This is a genomic window from Aquabacterium sp. A7-Y, assembly GCF_026153205.1.
In the GTDB taxonomy this organism is placed as follows: Bacteria; Pseudomonadota; Gammaproteobacteria; order Burkholderiales; family Burkholderiaceae_C; genus Caldimonas.
In genome coordinates this window covers 16,961-32,334 of sequence record NZ_JAPFBW010000018.1, presented here as the reverse complement: position 1 = coordinate 32,334, position 15,374 = coordinate 16,961, and the positions used below count along the sequence as shown (strand labels likewise).

The following is a 15,374-nucleotide window of genomic DNA, read 5'->3' as shown; positions in this document are numbered from 1 at the left end:
AGGCGGCCAGCAGTTCGAGGAAAAGGTCGTTCATGGCTGGGTCCTTTTTGGCTATTGATGTGGTGTCATCAATAGATTGGATGCATGAAACGATACGCCCCTATTCTTGATGGTGAAAGTGAATCGTTCTCATATCTGCAATAGCAGATAGCTATACGCAAGCAGGGCTGACAGGAGCGGGGCCGGGCCCCGGCGGAGCGCGGGGCGTCGGTGTAGGGGGCCGCGAAGGCCGACCTCAGGCGGGCTGGACGCCTGCCAGCCTGACGGCCAGCGAGAAAGTGAGGAAGGCCAGCACCGTGGACCAGAGGATGATGCGGGCGACGCGCCCGTTGTCGGCGCCGTAGCGCTCGGCCAGCAGCGAGACGTTGCTGGCCGAAGGCAGCGCCGCGGCCAGCACCAGGACGCTCAGGGCAAAAGCGTCCAGCGGCAGGCCCGCGGCGCCGAGCAGATGGCCGCCGGCGAGCACCAGCGCGGGGTGGAGCAGCAGCTTGATGGAGACGGCCGGCGCCACGTGGCGCCACGGCGTGCGCGCGTGCGCCGCCTGGTTGGCCCGCCACAACACGGCGCCGATGGTGAAGAGCGCGACCGGCGTGGCCGAGTCGGCCAGCATCCGAATGATCTGGGCCAGTGGCCCGGGCAGCGAGAGCTGGGTGACGGACATCACCGCGCCCAGCGTGATGGCCCAGGGCAGCGGGTTCCCCAGCGCGCCGCGCACGGCCTTCAGCAGGCCTTCACGCAGGTGACCGGCGCCTTCGCTCTGCGCCAGCGCCAGGCACAGCGAGCTGGTGAGAAAAAGGTCGACCAGCACCGTCATGATCACCGGCCCCGCTGCGCGCTCGCCCAACAGCGCGACCAGCAGTGGCACGCCCATGAAGCCGGTGTTGGGGAAGGCGGCGACGAGGGCGCCGAAGGCCGCGTCCTTGAGGCGCAGCCCCGAGCCGAGCGAGGCGACCACGGTGACCGCGACCATCAGCAGCGCGCAGCTCGCGTACAGCGCCAGCCACACCGGATTCAGCAACTGGGCCAGCGGCGTGCCGGCGCCGAAGCGGAACAGCATGCAGGGCAGGGCGAAAAACAGCACATAGGCGTTCAGCCCGGGGATCGCCGCCTCGGGCAGCAGCCGCGCCCGTGCGGCCAGGTAGCCGCACAGCACCAGCGCGAAAAAGGGCAGGGTGACGCTGAAGATCGCTTGCATGCGGCGGCAGTATCGCAAGCGGGTCGCCCCGGCGCCTGAACGGTGCCTGACCAGGGGACGGGCTGCGGTCGCGCGGCGTGAACCGCAGCACGCAGCGCGGCGACGCCACCCCGCCGCCGGGCGTTTGTCACGCGCAGTGCGGACTGGGCCGGACCGGGCTTCGCTATGATGGCCCGCTTTGTGTCCGCGATCTTCGTGCGGACCCGGAATGCGAGCACCCGCTCCCCGCCTGCCTGAGACCCCAGCCCGTGTCAGCTCCGCCCAGCCTCAATCCCGCCCAGCTCGAAGCTGTCTACTACCTCCAGGGCCCTTGCCTGGTGCTCGCGGGCGCCGGCTCGGGCAAGACACGCGTGATCACGCACAAGATCGCCCGGCTGCTGGAGGCCGGCTACGAGCCCGGCCAGATCGCTGCGATCACCTTCACCAACAAGGCCTCCGAGGAAATGCGCGAGCGCGCCCGCGGCCTGGTGGGCGCACGTGCGGCCAAGCACCTGGTGATCAGCACCTTCCACTCGCTGGGCGTGCGCCTGCTGCGCGAGGACGGCGTGCGGCTGGGGCTGAAAGAGAAGTTCTCCATCCTCGACAGCGACGATGTGCTCGGCATCCTGCGCGACTGCGGCGGCACCACCGACGCCGCGCAGGCGCGCTCCTGGCAGTGGACCATCAGCCTCTGGAAAAACCAGGGCCTGAGCAGCGACCAGGCCGAGGCGGCGGCGCAGAACGACGACGAGCGCGTCTGCGCCCGCGTCATGAAGCTCTATGAGGAGCGGCTGGCTGCCTATCAGGCGGTCGACTTCGACGACCTGATCAGCCTGCCGCTGAAGCTGCTGCAGCGAGACGAGGAATGCCGCGCCAAGTGGCAGCGCACGCTGCGCTACGTGCTGGTCGACGAATACCAGGACACCAATGCCGTGCAGTACGAGCTGCTCAAGCAGCTGGTGGGCGAGCGGGCGATGTTCACCGCCGTGGGCGACGACGACCAGTCGATCTACGGGTGGCGCGGCGCCACCATCGAGAACCTGAAGCGCCTGCCGCAGGAATACCCCCAGCTCAAGGTGATCCCGCTGGAGCAGAACTACCGCTCCACCGGCAACATCCTGCGCGCCGCCAACAACGTGATCGCCGCCAACCCCAAGATCTTCGAGAAGAAGCTCTGGAGCGAGTACGGCGACGGCGAGCCGGTGCGGCTGCTGGAGTGCGACAAGGAAGAGCACGAGGCCGAGCGCGCGGTGGCGCGCATCCAGTCGATCCGCGGCGGCGCCACCACCACGGCGCCCGCGGAGTGGAGCGAGTTCGCCATCCTCTACCGCGCCAACCACCAGGCCCGGGTGCTGGAGCAGGCGCTGCGCAAGGCCGAGATCCCCTACAAGGTCTCGGGCGGTCAGAGCTTTTTCGACCGCGCCGAGATCAAGGACCTGTGCGGCTGGATGCGCCTGCTGGTCAACAACGATGACGACCCGGCTTTCCTGCGCGCGGTCACCACACCCAAGCGCGGCATTGGCCACCAGACCCTGGCTCAGCTGGGCGAGTTCTCGGCCAAATGGAAGGTCAGCCTCTTTGAGGCCTTGTTCGCCGACTCGCTGAGCACCGCGGTGAGCGCGCGGGCGATCGGCTCGCTGCACGAGTTCGGCCGCTACGTGAACGACCTGGAGTACCGCTTCCGCCAGACCACCGGGGCCGAGGCCGCCAAGCCGGTGCTGATGGAGTGGTTGAAAGAGATCGGCTACGAGCAGCACCTCTACGACGGCGAGGAGAGCGAGAAGGCCGCGGCCTCGCGCTGGCAGAACGTGATGGACTTCATCGACTGGGTCGCGCGGCGCTGCGGCGGCGTGACCGAGACCGAGGGCGGCATCACGACCGAGACCGAGCGCAAGTCCATCATGGACGTCGCGCAGACCATCTCGGTCATCCTGAGCCTGGCCGAGCGCGGCGGCGATCCCAACGTCGTGACCCTGTCCACCCTGCATGCCTCCAAGGGCCTGGAGTGGCCGCACGTCGTGCTGGTGGGGATCAACGAGGGACTGCTGCCGTTCCGCAGCGAGGACGAAGACATGACGCCGCAGCGCCTGGAAGAGGAGCGCCGGCTGATGTATGTGGGCATCACGCGGGCGCGCAAGACCCTGGTCGTCAGCACCCTCAAGCGCCGCAAGAAGGGCCGCGACTATGTGCAGGGCATCCCCAGCCGTTTCATTGCCGAGATGAAGCTCGACGAGAAGACGATGAAGGAAGACCCGCGCGAGAAGCTCAAGGCCTTGCGGGCCGAGTTCGCCGCGCGCGCGGCGTTGGCCAAGCCGGCCTGAGGGGGGCGCCGGCGCCCTGCGCTGCGCGGATCCGGCGCGCGGCTGGCGCCCGAGGGGCCCCGCCGGGCGCGGGCCGCCGCGTGATCAGAGGAAGCCGAGCACCCGGCGCGAGCCGAAGTTGCCCAGGTTGGGCAGGATCGCGTTGAGCTGGCTGTCGTCGGCGCCGAACCAGTGCAGCAGCGTCGCCGCGTACTGCGCCACGCTGGTGGTCGGCAGCCAGCGCCCGTGCTGCTCCCACGACTCCACGCCGACGTCGTCGGGCCCGCCCAGCTGCAGGGTCGGGTAGGTGCCGTAGGTCGCGCGGCCCTTCACCGAGCCGCCCAGCACCAGGTGGTGGTTGCCCCAGGCGTGATCGGTGCCGTTGCTGTTGTTGGGCTTGAAGGTGCGGCCGAAGTCGCTTTGCGTGAACAGGGTGACCTGCTGCGCCATGCCGATGTTTTTCATCGCCTGGTAGAAAGCCCCCATTGCGTCACCCAGCATCTTCAAGAGGCGCGCGTGTTCACCCGTGGTCGAGTTCGAGTCGATCTGGTTGCCGTGGGTGTCGAAGCCGCCCAGCTGCGCGAAGAAGATCTGCCGGTCGCCCTGCACGGTGGCCTTGCCCTCGATCAGCTTGGCGATCTGGTAGAGCTGCTGGCCGATCATGGTGGTGACCTGCCCGTCGGGGCCGATCAGCGAGGCGAAGGCCTGGTTGATGGGCTGCGAGGCGTTGGCGTCGCCCGGCTTGATCTTGATCAGCGGCCCGAGCCGCGCCGAGGTGGCGAAGGCGTCGCGCTGCTGCTTGACGTAGGCCTGCGTCAGCTCGTTCTGGTGGTTCTCGGCGTAGAGCGCCTCCAGCGCCTTCTTGCGTGCAGCGATGGGCGCCCAGCTGGTGTCCTGCAGGCCTTCGACGCCGAAGTTCGCGCCCGGCGCCGGCAGCACCAGCGGCGCGGCGTAGTCCGACAGGCCGAAGCGCCCGTTGCCGCCCACCGAGATCACCGGGTTGACGGTGCGCAAGGCTGCCGCCGCGCGACCGCCCCAGCCCGTGCGTGCCAGCGCGTTGGTGGTGCCGGTCTCCCAGAGGTTCTGCTGGTCGGAGTGCGAAAACAGGTTGTCGGGGATCAGATCGGACGAGCTGGGCGCGGCGCGGTACTGGGCCTTGGTGAGCGGCTGGGCCAGCGGGCCGACGTTGAACACCGGCGCCAGCGCGCCGTCGTTCCAGGCCGTGGCCAAGGCCGCCATCGACGGGTGCAGGCCGTAGTCGCTGCCGGCCAGGGTGGTCAGGCTGGTGCGCGGCAGGGCCAGGCCGGCGCGGACCGCGCTGTACTGGTTGTAGCGGGTCGTGTCGGTCGGCACGATGGTGTTGAGGCCGTCGTTGCCGCCATAGAGGAACACGCACACCAGCGCCCGGTAGTCGGCTGCGTAGGCGCGTTTCGGGGCCAGGGCCAGGCCGCCCAGGCCGGCTGCGCCGAGGGCGCCGCCGGCCAGCTTGAGCCACTGGCGACGCTGGATCAGGAGCTGTTCGAGATCGTTGCGGTTCAGTTTGGTCGTCATGGCGCTCTCACCGGATCACGTGGTATTGCGGGGCGCTGAACACCAGGTAAGCGGCGCTCTTGACCCGGTTTTTCAGATAGTCGTTGCCGCTGCTCTGCTGCGTGAAGGCCGCCACGGCGTTGATCACCTCGGCCCGCCCGCTGCCTTTCAGCGGTTCGCCGTAGGCCAGCATCGACAGCCGGTCGACCAGCTTCGCCGGGTCGCGCGCGTCGGCCTCGAAGGGCGTCAGGTTGACCTTGGTGCCGGTGGCGCCCGGGATGCTGGCCGAGGCGTTGGAGCCGTTCCAGTTGATCAGGTAGTTGGCGTAGTTGAGCCGCTGCAGTGCGGTGTTCGCGTTGTGCAGCGCGAAGGTCGGGCCCACCAGCGAGGTGCCGGCGACGGGATAGTCGGGCGGGTAGAAGTTGAACACCGAAGGCGGGCGGAACACGTGCTGGCGCATCATGTCGCCCCACCACCAGCCGAAGGGTTCGCCGTCGGTGTGGCCGTTCATCGCGCGCAGCATGCCGGTGAACATCAGCACCGGCTCGCGCAGCTTGCCGATGCGCGTGCTGTGGTCGATCTTGCCGGCTTCGACGTCCAGCAGGATGGCCGCGACGGTGGCCTTGAGGTCGCCGCGCTGGCCGCTGCCGAAGCTCATGAACTTGCCGGTCGTGAAGGCCCGGGCGACACGGCTGACGTAGCCCGGCGGCGGGTTGCTGGTGACCAGGTGCTGGATCAGCTGCTTGCTGACGAAGGGGGCCATGTTGGGGTGGTTCATCAGGCTGTCGAGCACGGCTTCGAGCGCCTGCGGCGCGGTGTGGCCGGCCGGCAGCTTGACGCCGCTGAGCAGCTCGCGCGCCTGGGTGTCGTGGTATTGGGCCACGCTGACCATGTCGCCACCGTAGTAGCGGCAGTTGGCGCCCCTGGGCCAGCAGCCCCAGGCCGTGGCACCGCCCGGGGGATAGGTCCAGCCGGTCAGCGCGTAGGCATAGGCGCGCACGCGCTCGTTGTCGTAGGTCGGCTGGCAGACGCGGCCCGTGAGCCCGCCGTCCGGGTCGAGCGCGCAGGTGCCGATCGAGAACAGCTGCAGCAGCTCGCGCGCGAAGTTCTCGTTGGGCGCCGCCTTGTCGTTGTTGGCGTTGTTCAGGAAGTCGCCCATCACCGGGGACAGCGCGACCTTCTTCAGCACGTTGCGGTAGTTGCCGAAGGCTTCGTCGAGAAACGCGTTGTGGTAGTTGCGGAAACCATAGGTGCCGCTCACCTCCAGGTTCGAGACGACCAGGATCTGCTGCAGCGCGAGCGCGACCCGCTGTCGCAGCTGGTCGGGCTTGTGCACGGCGTTGCGGTAGAAGTCCCAGACCAGCGGCTGGGTCGAGGACCAGTCGCGCCAGCAGTTGGCCCCGCGGCCTTCGCAGAAGTCGCCGCTGCCGGTGTGCTGGTGCACCGCGCCGCCGTTGCCGCTGGTGTACTGCGACTTGGGCGCGGCCATCTGGTCGGCCACCCATTTGGCGCGACCCTTGGTCCGGATCTCGGCGATCAGGGCCTCGGTGGGGCCGAAGGTCGCCTGGTCGGCGAGGCGCACGGCATCGCGCTGTGTGGTCGGGACCGCGACGATCGCGGCGTCTTCGTTGCTGTCACCCGTCGTGCTGCCGGGCGCATCGGTGTTGCCGGTGCTGTCACCGCCGCCACCGCCGCCGCCGCAGGCGGCGAGCAGGATGGCCAGGCTCAAAGCGGCGCCGAGCCGGCTGCGCTTTGAGAATGCTTGTGTTGCGCGTTGTTCCAAGGGGCATCCCTCCTTACGATGGCTGGCGCAATTCCGGAGGCCCGAAAAAGTCATCGAGCGACCGAGCAGGTCGGTATTGAAACTGCCTGTGTCTTGCGCGGCCGGCCAACCGCGGTGGGGGCGACGGTTCGGCTCAGCCGGGGCGTCAAAGAGCAAGTTCGGGGCCGCAACGACGGCGAGCCGAGATCAGCGAGCCCTTGCCGACCGGTTCGCGCTTCGCACACGGTAGGGCACGACCGTTTTTCGAGAGGCGGGCGATTCTTCGTGAGCTTGTTCACGAAACCGCTGCCGGCGTCGCAAAACCGAGGCGCCATGCGGCTTGGCGGTCGCCTGATGGAGTTGTTGCGTGCTGTAAAAGCTGACAGTCGATTCACATGAATTTCGCGACCAAGCGGCAGAATCCGACCCCGTTGTCACCTCCTCGTCGCCCCGAACGCTCCGTTCGTCGGGTGCCGTGGAGTGCGACGGCTTGCATCAACTTCGAGAGAACTTCGCAGCAGGGCTGACCATGGCACGTCGAAACCAACAATGGCGCGTTCGCCTGGGCGAGATGTACTGGCGGCGCTTCACGCACCCGCGCCCGGAGGGCGACACGCTGGAGCTGCTGGGCAGCATCGAGCGCGGCGCGCAGATCGGTGCGCTCGCGGTCAACGGCGAGGGCCACTACTTCCAGTTGAACGGGGACCATTCGACGGTCCTCAGCACCAGCCAGGTCCGCGCCGCGGTGCGGCGGGCGGAGGCGGCGCCTCAGGTCGCACCGCCGAGGCAGAGACTGTCCGTCCCGGCGCAGCCGCCGGTCGTGATCGTCAAGCGGCGGCGGGTGCCTGCCGCGGTCTGAACCGCGGGCGGTCCGTCCTGAGCCCGGGCGCGTTCAAGACCTGAACAGGTCGAGAATGCCGCGCCGCTCTTCCTCGGTCGGCGCCGGTGGTGGCGCGTCCTCCATGCCCAGCGTCGGGATGCCGGTGGAGGGCGTGTACTCCTCGTAGTACCACTCGCCGTCCCACTGCACCAGGCCGTCGGGCGGCACCGGCAGCTCCACCGGCACGCCGCGCAGCGCCTCGCGCATGAAATCGATCCAGACCGGCAGCGCCAGGGTCGCGCCGCCTTCACGTTCGCCCAGGCGGCGCGGCTCGTCGTGGCCCAGCCAGGCGACCGCGACCAGGCCGGGTTGCCAGCCGGCGAACCAGGCGTCCATGTTGTCGCTGGTGGTGCCGGTCTTGCCGTAGAGGTCCGGGCGCTGCAGCGCCTGCCAGGCGCGAGCCGCGGTGCCGCTGCGCGTCACGTCCTGCAGCAGGCTGCCCACCAGGAAGGCGTTGCGCGCCTCGATCACCCGCTCGGCCTCGTCGGCGCGCCGCGGCTCCCAGGCCTTGATGAGCCGGCCCTGCGCATCGGTGATGCGGCGGATCAGCACCGGCGCGACGCGGTGGCCGCCGTTCGCGAACACGCCATAGGCCGCCGCCAGCTGCAGCGGCGTCACCGTGCCGGTGCCCAGCGCCAGGCTCGGCGTGGCCGGCTGGCGCTCGGCGTCGAAGCCGAAACGTTCGCTCCACTGTCTGGCCTGCATCGGTCCCAGTGCCCGGATCAGCCGGATCGGCGCGATGTTCTTGGACGTGGCCACGCTGCGGCGCAGCGACATCGGGCCGTCGAAGCGGCCATCGACATTGCGGGGCTCCCAGGTGCGCCCGTCGCCGCCCGGCAGCTCCAGCCGCAGTGGCGCGTCGTTGATCACGGTCGAGGGGGTGTAACCGTGCTCCAGCGCCGCCGAGTAGATGAACGGCTTGAAGCTGGAGCCGGGTTGCCGCCACGCCTGGGTGGCGCGGTTGAACTGGCTGCGCGCCGGGTCGAAGCCGCCCACCATCGCCCGGATGGCGCCGCTGTGGGGGTCGAGCGCGACAAAGGCGCCGCTCACCTCCGGCTGCTGCGTCAGCACCCAGCTGCCCGAGGCCTCCCGAAGCAGCCGCACGACCGAGCCGCGGCGGATCTGGATGCGGCGGTTGGCGTCCTCCGCGAGCGCGGCGGTGGCCTGCCGCAGGCCCGCGCCGTCGATGCCCACCACCTCGCCGTTCTGCAGTGCCGCGATCACCCGCTGCGGGCCGACCTGCAACACCACCGCCGCGCGCAGCTCGTCGTTGTCGGGGTGTTTGGTGAGCGCCTCGGCGATGCGGGCGTCGATCTCGGTAGGGCTGGGCGGCAGGTCCACCCAGGCTTCCGGGCCGCGATAGGGCTGGCGGCGCTCGTGGTCCAGGATGCCTTTGCGCAGCGCCTGCCAGGCGGCCTGCTGCTCGACCGAGTTGATGGTGAGCACCACCTGCAGCCCGCGGCTGTAGGCGTCCGCGCCGTAGTGCTCGAAGACCATCTGTCGCGCCGTCTCGGCGGCATGGCGGCCGTAGTCCGGCAGCTCGAAACGCACCCGGTAGTGCAGGGGCTCGGCGGCCGCGGCATCGCGCTGGGCCGGGCTGATGACGCCGTTGCGCACCATGCGTTCGAGCACATGCAGCTGGCGCTGCCGGGCCCGCTCGGGGTTGACGGCCGGGTTGTGGGTGGCCGGCGCCTGCGGCAGGCCGGCGAGCACGGCCGCCTCGGCCAGGCTGACCTCGGCCAGCGGCTTGCCGAAATAGGTTTCGCTCGCCGCCGCGAAGCCGTGCGCCCGCTCGCCGAGGTAGATGTGGTTCATGTAGGTCTCGAGGATGCGCCGCTTGGGCAGCTGGCTCTCGATCTTGAAGGCCAGCAGCATCTCGTAGAGCTTGCGAGTGAAGGTCTTTTCGGTCGGCAGATAAAAGTTGCGCGCGACCTGCATCGTGATGGTCGAGGCACCTTCGCTGCGGAAGTCGACCAGGTTGCGCAGGCCGGCGCCCAGCACGCGGATGAAATCCACGCCGACATGGTCGTAGAAGCGCGCATCCTCGACCGACAGCACCGCGTCCTCGACCACCTGGGGGATGCGATCCATCGGCACATAGTGGCGCCGCTCTTCACCGTATTCGCCCAGCAGCACGCCGTCGGACGTGAACACCTGCAGCGGCAGCTTGGGCCGGTAGTCGATCAGTTCGTCGATCTCGGGCACGTTGGGCCAGGCCACCGCCATCGCCACCCCGACCAGCAGCAGGCCGGCGCCGGCCGCAGCCACCGCGACGCCCAGCCCCGCGACGAGTCGGCGCAGCATCGAGGGTGGGGGCGGTGCCGCGGGGTCGGAGGCAGAAGGGGGCGGGGCAGTGCGCTCGGTCTCGCGCATGGAAGTGGGCGGATAAGGCGGCCGATTATAGGAAAGGGGCCAACGCCGCCCGCGCCCCGGATTGAGTGCTAGCGCACGGCCCGGGCGCTGTGGCCGGGCGAAAAAAAACCCCGCCGAGGCGGGGCGAGGGCGAGCGGCAGGGAGGCGCCGCCGCGGCTTTACTGCTTGACGGCCTCGACCTGCACGATCAGCCGCACGGCATCGGGCTGGCCCATGTTCAGGCCCCAGGTCATGCCCCACTGGCTGCGCTGGAGGGTGGTCTCGAAGTCGCCACCGCAGACCTCGCGCTTGAGCATGGGGTTCTGGTAGCAGTTGAAGCGGTTGGCCTTCAGGGTGACCGGGTGGGTCTTGCCCAGCAGGGTCAAGGTGCCCGCGACCTCGGTGACCTTGTCGCCGTCGAAGCTGAACTTGTCGCCGACGAACTTGGCGGTCGGGAATTCGCTGCTGTTGAAGAAGTCCTTGCTCTGCAGGTGCTTGTTGAAGGGCGCCACGCCGGTGTTGATGGAGTCGGTCTCCAGCGTCAGCTCGACCTTGCCGGTCTTGGCCGCGCGGTCCAGCACCACCGTGCCTTCCTTCTTGTCGAAGCGGCCCCGGTTGGTCGAGGTGCCGAAGTGCGAGACCTCGAAGGTCACGAAGGTGTGCGTCGGGTCGATCGCATAGGTGGTGGACTGGGCCTGGGCGCCGATCGCGGTGAACAGCAGGGCGGCAGCGGCAAGGAAGGTCTTCTTCACGGTGACATCCATTTCTGAGAGGGGGGTGGAACGAAAAAAGGGAGCAAGAAAAATCGTCAGAGCGGGCCCACGCCGGTGAGGGCGAGCTTGAACCTGACCTGCACCTCGTTGGCGACCATCGAGGTGTCGGCCCATTCGCCTTCCCCGATCTTGAAGTCCAGGCGCTTGATGGTGAAAGCGCCGCTGGCCGTGGTGTTCGCGCCCGACTGGGCCAGTGCGACCGGCACCACCAGGTCGCGTGCGTTGCCCTTGATGTTGAGCTTGCCGGCCACCTCGTACTTGCCGCCGCCCAGCGCCTTGACGCTGCTCGACTGGAAGCTGGCCTGAGGGAACTTGGGCAGGTTGAACCAGAGCGGCTTGACCAGCTCGGCCTCGCTCTCCGGCGCGCCCAGCGAGGCGCTGCCGAGGTCCACCGTGAAGGCGATGCTGGCGGCCTCCGGCTTCCTGGGGTCGAAGGCGACGCGGGCGTCGAACTTCTTGAAGCGGCCTTCGACCGGCACGCCCATCTGCTTGCTGACGAAGGCGATCTCGCTGTGCGCCGGCACCAGCTTCTGCTGAGCCAGCGCCGGCGTGGCAGCAGCGAAGGCGACCGCCGTCGCGGCCAGGGACATCAGGTAGTTCATGACAGCATTCCTGCGCGGGAAAAAAGGGGGAAGGGCATCAGCCGCGGCTGGGCATCATGCGCGTGAGCAGGCCGTCGCGGTCGATGAAGTGGTGCTTGAGCGCGGCGGCCACGTGCAGCACGACCAGCGCCGCCAGCGTATAGGCCAGCCGGCCGTGCCAGGGCTTGAGCGTTTCGGCCAGGGCCTTGTCGGGGGCCACCAGGTCGGGCAGCGGCAGCGCACCGAACAGCACGATGGGGAAGCCGGCCGCATTGCTGTAGGCCCAGCCCATCAGCGGCACCGCGAAAAACAGCGCGTACAGCAGCGCGTGCGTGCCATGGTGGGCGGCTCGCTGCCAGGCCGGCATCTTCGCTTCCACCGCTGCGGGCAAGGCGGGCGGGCGGTGCGACAGCCGCCACAGCAGCCGCGCCGCCGACAGCGCCAGGATCAGCACGCCGGCCCACTTGTGCCAGTTGTAGAGCTTGAGCCGGGTGGGTGACATCGACAGCACGGTCATGTAGAGCCCGACGAAAAAGGCGCCGACGATGGCCAGCGCCAGCAGCCAGTGCAAGGCCATGGCGAGACCGGTGTAGCGGGTGGAAGGCTGGGACTTCATTGAAACAGCTTGAATGGGCGGAGAAGGACAGGCCGGCCGGGCTGAAGGCAGATCTACTGCACAGATGCTTGAAGCAGATGTGAAGCATAGGAGGCGGGGTGCGACAAGAAGTTCACCCTGCTTCACGGAATCGTTCGAATGTTTTGAAGTGCCGCTGCTTCAGGAAACAGGGCTGTTCTCGTCTTGCGGCACACTTCCCCGCCATGCGAGAAGATGCCCAACACCCCTTCCGCGCTGCCGCGGAGCCGCACGCGGGCCGGCTGCGTGCCTTGCCGCTGCTGTTCGCCGGCGGCGCACTGCTGGCGTGGGCCGTGCCGGCACGGGCCGAAGCACCGGTCCAGCCCTTGAGCCTCAGGAGTTGTGCCGAGGTGGCGGCCGACGCGGAGCGGCTCGCCTGCTATGACCGGCTGGCAGGACGCCCTGAGCCGGGTGCCACGGCCGCCTCGAACCCCGCCGCGGCCGAAGGCCCTGCGCTGCCCGCGGCTGCCGCCGAGGGCCGGCCCGGCGAAGCGGCGGCGGTCGCGACCGGCTCGGGCCCGGGCTTGCAAGTGCGCCGGTCGCACAGCCTGTGGTCGAGCTTCTGGGAGCTGGACCGGGCCGACAAACGCGGCACCTTCCGTTTCAAGACCTACCGGCCCAACTTTCTGCTGCCGGTGCACTACACGACCGACATCAACCGCCGCCCCGACAGCCCCACGCGCCCGAGCACCGGCAGCGGCCCGGACTACAAGCGCATAGAGGCCAAGCTGCAGCTGTCGGTGCGCACCAAGATCGCCGAAGGCCTGCTGCTGCCCGACGCGGACCTGTGGTTCGGCTACACGCAGCAGTCGCTGTGGCAGGTGTGGAACCGCAAGGAGTCCTCGCCTTTCCGCAACACCGACTTCGAGCCCGAGCTGATCTATGTCGTGCCGGTGCCGGAGGGACTGCGCCGCCTGCCGGGCGGCTGGCAGTTCAGCATGCTGCAGGCGGGCCTCGCACACCAGTCCAACGGGCAGCCCGACCCGCTGTCGCGCAGCTGGAATCGCGTTTATGTGGGGGCCGGGCTGGAGCGCGGCGAGATCACCGTGTACGGTCGCGTCAGCAAACGCCTGCGGGAGGACGCCGAGGACAACGACAACCCCGACCTGACACGCTACGTCGGCCGCACCGAGCTGGCGGTGACCTGGCTGCCCGGCAGCGCGACGGCCTCGCTGCGCTGGCGCCAGAACCTGCGCGACCTCAAGCACGGCTCCCTGCAGCTGGACTGGACCTACCCGGTGGATCGGGCGCAACCGGACGGGCTGCGCTGGTATCTGCAGGCCTTCACCGGTTATGGCGAGACGCTGCTGGACTACAACCACAAGCAGACCAGCCTGGGAGCGGGCTTGACGCTGTTCGAGTTCTGACGCTTCGAGGGCGCGGCGCGGGAGGCGCGCCGCCGGGGGGGAAGGCCGTTCAGGCGGCGACGGCCTCGACCTCGACCTCCGCCCAGTCCGTCAGGCCGCGGGGCAGCAGGCCACGCCGGCTCAGGAAACCGAGCGTCGCGATCGCGGCGTCCACGGTCATCTCTTCGCCGTGCAGCAGTTCGACGACCTCCGCGACGGGCAGCAGGCGGTGCTCCATGACCTCGCCGTCGATGCGGCGCGGCCGGAAGTCGGCCGGCAGTTGCAGGTCCCAGACATGCAGCACTTCGTGCTGCACGCCGGCCGGCACGTCGCGATGCAGGCGCAGGCGCTCGCCGGGCGTCGCCATGCGGGCCAGTTCGGCCGGCAGCCCCGACTCCTCCCAGCACTCACGCACCAGGGCTTCGAACGGGGTCTGGCCATGCGGCACGCCGGCACCGACCAGGTTGTCGAGCTTGCCGGGGTCGGTGGTCTTGCTGAGCGCGCGCCGGGCGATCCAGAGGTGGGTCGGGCGGCCGCTGCCGTCGGCGACGTATCCGTTCAGATGAGCGCCGAGGGTCAAGGTGCCCCAGAAGCGGGCCGCGGCGCGCTCGATCAAGGCGAGCACGGGGCTGCCCAGTTCGGCGACCACGGCATAGGTCTCGTCGCGCCAGCCGGTCAACACGCCGTCGTCGCGCAGCGACTGGTTGGCCGCGCAGAGCGCTGCGCTGCGCTGCACCTCGTTGCGCAATCGGTCGTCCATGCGCACGCCGTTGGCGCCGATCTGCAGCCAGGGCGCGCAGTCGGACAACAGCGGCAGGTGCTCGCGGGCCACGGAGCCGACTTGACGGCCGCCGATCAGGAAGGGCAGCCGCCGGTCGCTGCGCAACTGCCGTGCGGCCTGCACGGCGGGAAAGGGTGACGGCAGGGGACTGGACAGCATGCGCCGGAGTCTAGGGAGGTGGGCGACCGCCCACACCCGCTATCCGACGGACGGCAGGTGGGCCAGTGCAAGCGTGGCGACGAACGGCGTGCACTACCGTTCGTGCTCCCCGAAGCCGCCGTCCATCGTTCGAACGCAGCTGGGCGTGAAATGCTCAGGGCAATTGGTTGTCGATCGGGTTGCCGTTCTGACGCTGTGGCAGCGCGGTGACATTCAGTTCGCCGTTGCGGGGCAGCAGCGCCAGCGTGATGACCGAGTTGCTGGGCGCGGTGAAGACGGCGCGGTAGAGCAGCTCCGTTTTGCTGCCGGCGGCGGTCAGGTGCAGCGCCACGCTGCCCGAGCTGCGGGTGGCGAAGGCGCTCAGGTCGCCGTAGCGCACATTGCTCAGCAAGGGCGTTTCGTTCGTCAGGCTGGTGAGGTCGGAACGGGTGACGTAAACGTCCAGGTTGCCGTTGAGCGTGGAGACGTGCACGACCCGGAGCTTGGTTTGCAAGCTGCCCGGGCCGTCCTCGTTTTCGTCGATGAACAGCAGCCGGCCGTTCAGGCCCCGGGGGCCGTAGGCCAGCGCGGTGGTGTAGGTGCGTTCGGCGAAATCCTTGCTGCCGGTGATCTCGCCCTCGGGGTCGCTGCTGGTCATGCGCACGCTATGGGTGCCGCGGCTGAGCCAGTCGTAGCCGGTCGTCGCACCGCCGTTGGCGAGGGCCGGGATCACCGGTCGGCTGTCCCGGTTCAGGAAAACCTTGAGCGTGGTGTACTCGCTGCTCGCATTGACAAAACGCAGCCGCGGGTCGTCGCTGTCGCCGTTGTCGCCGGCATCGCCACCCCCGCCGCCGCAGGCGCTGAGAGCGAGCGAGCCGCCGGCGGCCAGGGCCAGCGGCGACAGGGTCAGCGCACGGCGCAAGGCGTCGGGCCGGGTCGGGGTCTTGATCTCGGACATCTGGGCTTCCTCGTCGTTCTGCTTGTCGATGCGCGCACGGCACGCGCCGTTGCCGCAAGGCACACATTGTCACGCGCAGTGGCCGGAAGGCAAGGCCGAGACGCTACCGCCTGTTGCCGCCGCCGCATGACCCGTGCTTGCCGGGCGGCGGCGTCGACCGGCGGC

At 69.2% G+C, this 15,374-nt stretch carries 12 protein-coding genes; 3 read left to right on the top strand and 9 right to left on the bottom strand.

Annotation, left to right across the window (positions count from 1 at the left end; all coding sequences use genetic code 11):
- Positions 1-235: 235 nt before the first annotated feature.
- Entirely contained in the window at positions 236-1,195 is a 960-nt protein-coding gene (locus tag OOT46_RS16945) for an AEC family transporter (protein ID WP_265404805.1), read from the bottom strand.
- A gap of 248 nt (positions 1,196-1,443) precedes the next feature.
- Here OOT46_RS16945 and OOT46_RS16940 point away from each other — a divergent pair, with 248 nt between their 5' ends.
- Positions 1,444-3,495 (top strand): ATP-dependent helicase, encoded by a 2,052-nt coding sequence (locus tag OOT46_RS16940; protein WP_265404804.1) that lies wholly within the window; start codon positions 1,444-1,446, stop codon positions 3,493-3,495.
- A gap of 84 nt (positions 3,496-3,579) precedes the next feature.
- Here the strand turns inward: OOT46_RS16940 and OOT46_RS16935 are convergent, their stop codons facing one another.
- On the bottom strand, positions 3,580-5,025 hold the full coding sequence (locus OOT46_RS16935; protein ID WP_265404803.1) for a DUF1501 domain-containing protein: 1,446 nt from the start codon (positions 5,023-5,025) through the stop codon (positions 3,580-3,582).
- 7 nt (positions 5,026-5,032) lie between these two features.
- Positions 5,033-6,787, bottom strand: a complete 1,755-nt coding sequence (locus OOT46_RS16930; RefSeq protein ID WP_265404802.1) for a DUF1800 domain-containing protein — start codon at positions 6,785-6,787, stop codon at positions 5,033-5,035.
- A gap of 508 nt (positions 6,788-7,295) precedes the next feature.
- Between OOT46_RS16930 and OOT46_RS16925 the strand changes: the two genes are divergently transcribed.
- A complete protein-coding gene (locus OOT46_RS16925; protein ID WP_265404801.1) occupies positions 7,296-7,625 on the top strand; it encodes a hypothetical protein in 330 nt (109 codons plus the stop codon).
- Positions 7,626-7,658: 33 nt separating this feature from the next.
- On the opposite strand, the gene OOT46_RS16920 is transcribed toward OOT46_RS16925, so the two are convergent.
- The 4 genes from OOT46_RS16920 to OOT46_RS16905 all read right to left on the bottom strand — a co-directional run bounded on the left by OOT46_RS16920 (position 7,659) and on the right by OOT46_RS16905 (position 11,968).
- Entirely contained in the window at positions 7,659-9,950 is a 2,292-nt protein-coding gene (locus OOT46_RS16920; RefSeq protein ID WP_265404800.1) for a penicillin-binding protein 1A, read from the bottom strand.
- Positions 9,951-10,177: 227 nt separating this feature from the next.
- Complete coding sequence (locus OOT46_RS16915; protein WP_416136210.1) at positions 10,178-10,762, bottom strand: YceI family protein; 585 nt, start codon at positions 10,760-10,762, stop codon at positions 10,178-10,180.
- Between the two features lie 44 nt (positions 10,763-10,806).
- Entirely contained in the window at positions 10,807-11,373 is a 567-nt protein-coding gene (locus tag OOT46_RS16910) for a YceI family protein (RefSeq protein ID WP_265404798.1), read from the bottom strand.
- 37 nt (positions 11,374-11,410) lie between these two features.
- Entirely contained in the window at positions 11,411-11,968 is a 558-nt protein-coding gene (locus tag OOT46_RS16905) for a cytochrome b (RefSeq protein ID WP_265404797.1), read from the bottom strand.
- A 203-nt stretch (positions 11,969-12,171) separates the two neighbouring features.
- Between OOT46_RS16905 and OOT46_RS16900 the strand changes: the two genes are divergently transcribed.
- Positions 12,172-13,353: a phospholipase A gene (locus OOT46_RS16900; RefSeq protein ID WP_265404796.1), complete on the top strand. Its 1,182-nt coding sequence runs from the start codon at positions 12,172-12,174 to the stop codon at positions 13,351-13,353.
- A gap of 49 nt (positions 13,354-13,402) precedes the next feature.
- Here OOT46_RS16900 and OOT46_RS16895 read toward each other — a convergent pair whose 3' ends face one another.
- Both OOT46_RS16895 and OOT46_RS16890 read right to left on the bottom strand, forming a co-directional pair.
- Positions 13,403-14,272 (bottom strand): NUDIX hydrolase, encoded by an 870-nt coding sequence (locus tag OOT46_RS16895; RefSeq protein ID WP_265404795.1) that lies wholly within the window; start codon positions 14,270-14,272, stop codon positions 13,403-13,405.
- A 154-nt stretch (positions 14,273-14,426) separates the two neighbouring features.
- A complete protein-coding gene (locus tag OOT46_RS16890) occupies positions 14,427-15,209 on the bottom strand; it encodes a DUF4397 domain-containing protein (RefSeq protein WP_265404794.1) in 783 nt (260 codons plus the stop codon).
- Positions 15,210-15,374: the final 165 nt, after the last annotated feature.

Bases quoted from the DNA above. Each gene is read 5' to 3' on its own strand.
- OOT46_RS16915 (WP_416136210.1), bottom strand. From the start codon at position 10,762: ATGGATGTCACCGTGAAGAAGACCTTCCTTGCCGCTGCCGCCCTGCTG.
- OOT46_RS16920 (WP_265404800.1), bottom strand. From the start codon at position 9,950: ATGCTGCGCCGACTCGTCGCGGGGCTGGGCGTCGCGGTGGCTGCGGCC.
- OOT46_RS16895 (WP_265404795.1), bottom strand. From the start codon at position 14,272: ATGCTGTCCAGTCCCCTGCCGTCACCCTTTCCCGCCGTGCAGGCCGCA.
- OOT46_RS16925 (WP_265404801.1), top strand. From the start codon at position 7,296: ATGGCACGTCGAAACCAACAATGGCGCGTTCGCCTGGGCGAGATGTAC.
- OOT46_RS16890 (WP_265404794.1), bottom strand. From the start codon at position 15,209: ATGTCCGAGATCAAGACCCCGACCCGGCCCGACGCCTTGCGCCGTGCG.
- OOT46_RS16945 (WP_265404805.1), bottom strand. From the start codon at position 1,195: ATGCAAGCGATCTTCAGCGTCACCCTGCCCTTTTTCGCGCTGGTGCTG.
- OOT46_RS16935 (WP_265404803.1), bottom strand. From the start codon at position 5,025: ATGACGACCAAACTGAACCGCAACGATCTCGAACAGCTCCTGATCCAG.
- OOT46_RS16905 (WP_265404797.1), bottom strand. From the start codon at position 11,968: ATGAAGTCCCAGCCTTCCACCCGCTACACCGGTCTCGCCATGGCCTTG.
- OOT46_RS16910 (WP_265404798.1), bottom strand. From the start codon at position 11,373: ATGAACTACCTGATGTCCCTGGCCGCGACGGCGGTCGCCTTCGCTGCT.
- OOT46_RS16900 (WP_265404796.1), top strand. From the start codon at position 12,172: ATGCGAGAAGATGCCCAACACCCCTTCCGCGCTGCCGCGGAGCCGCAC.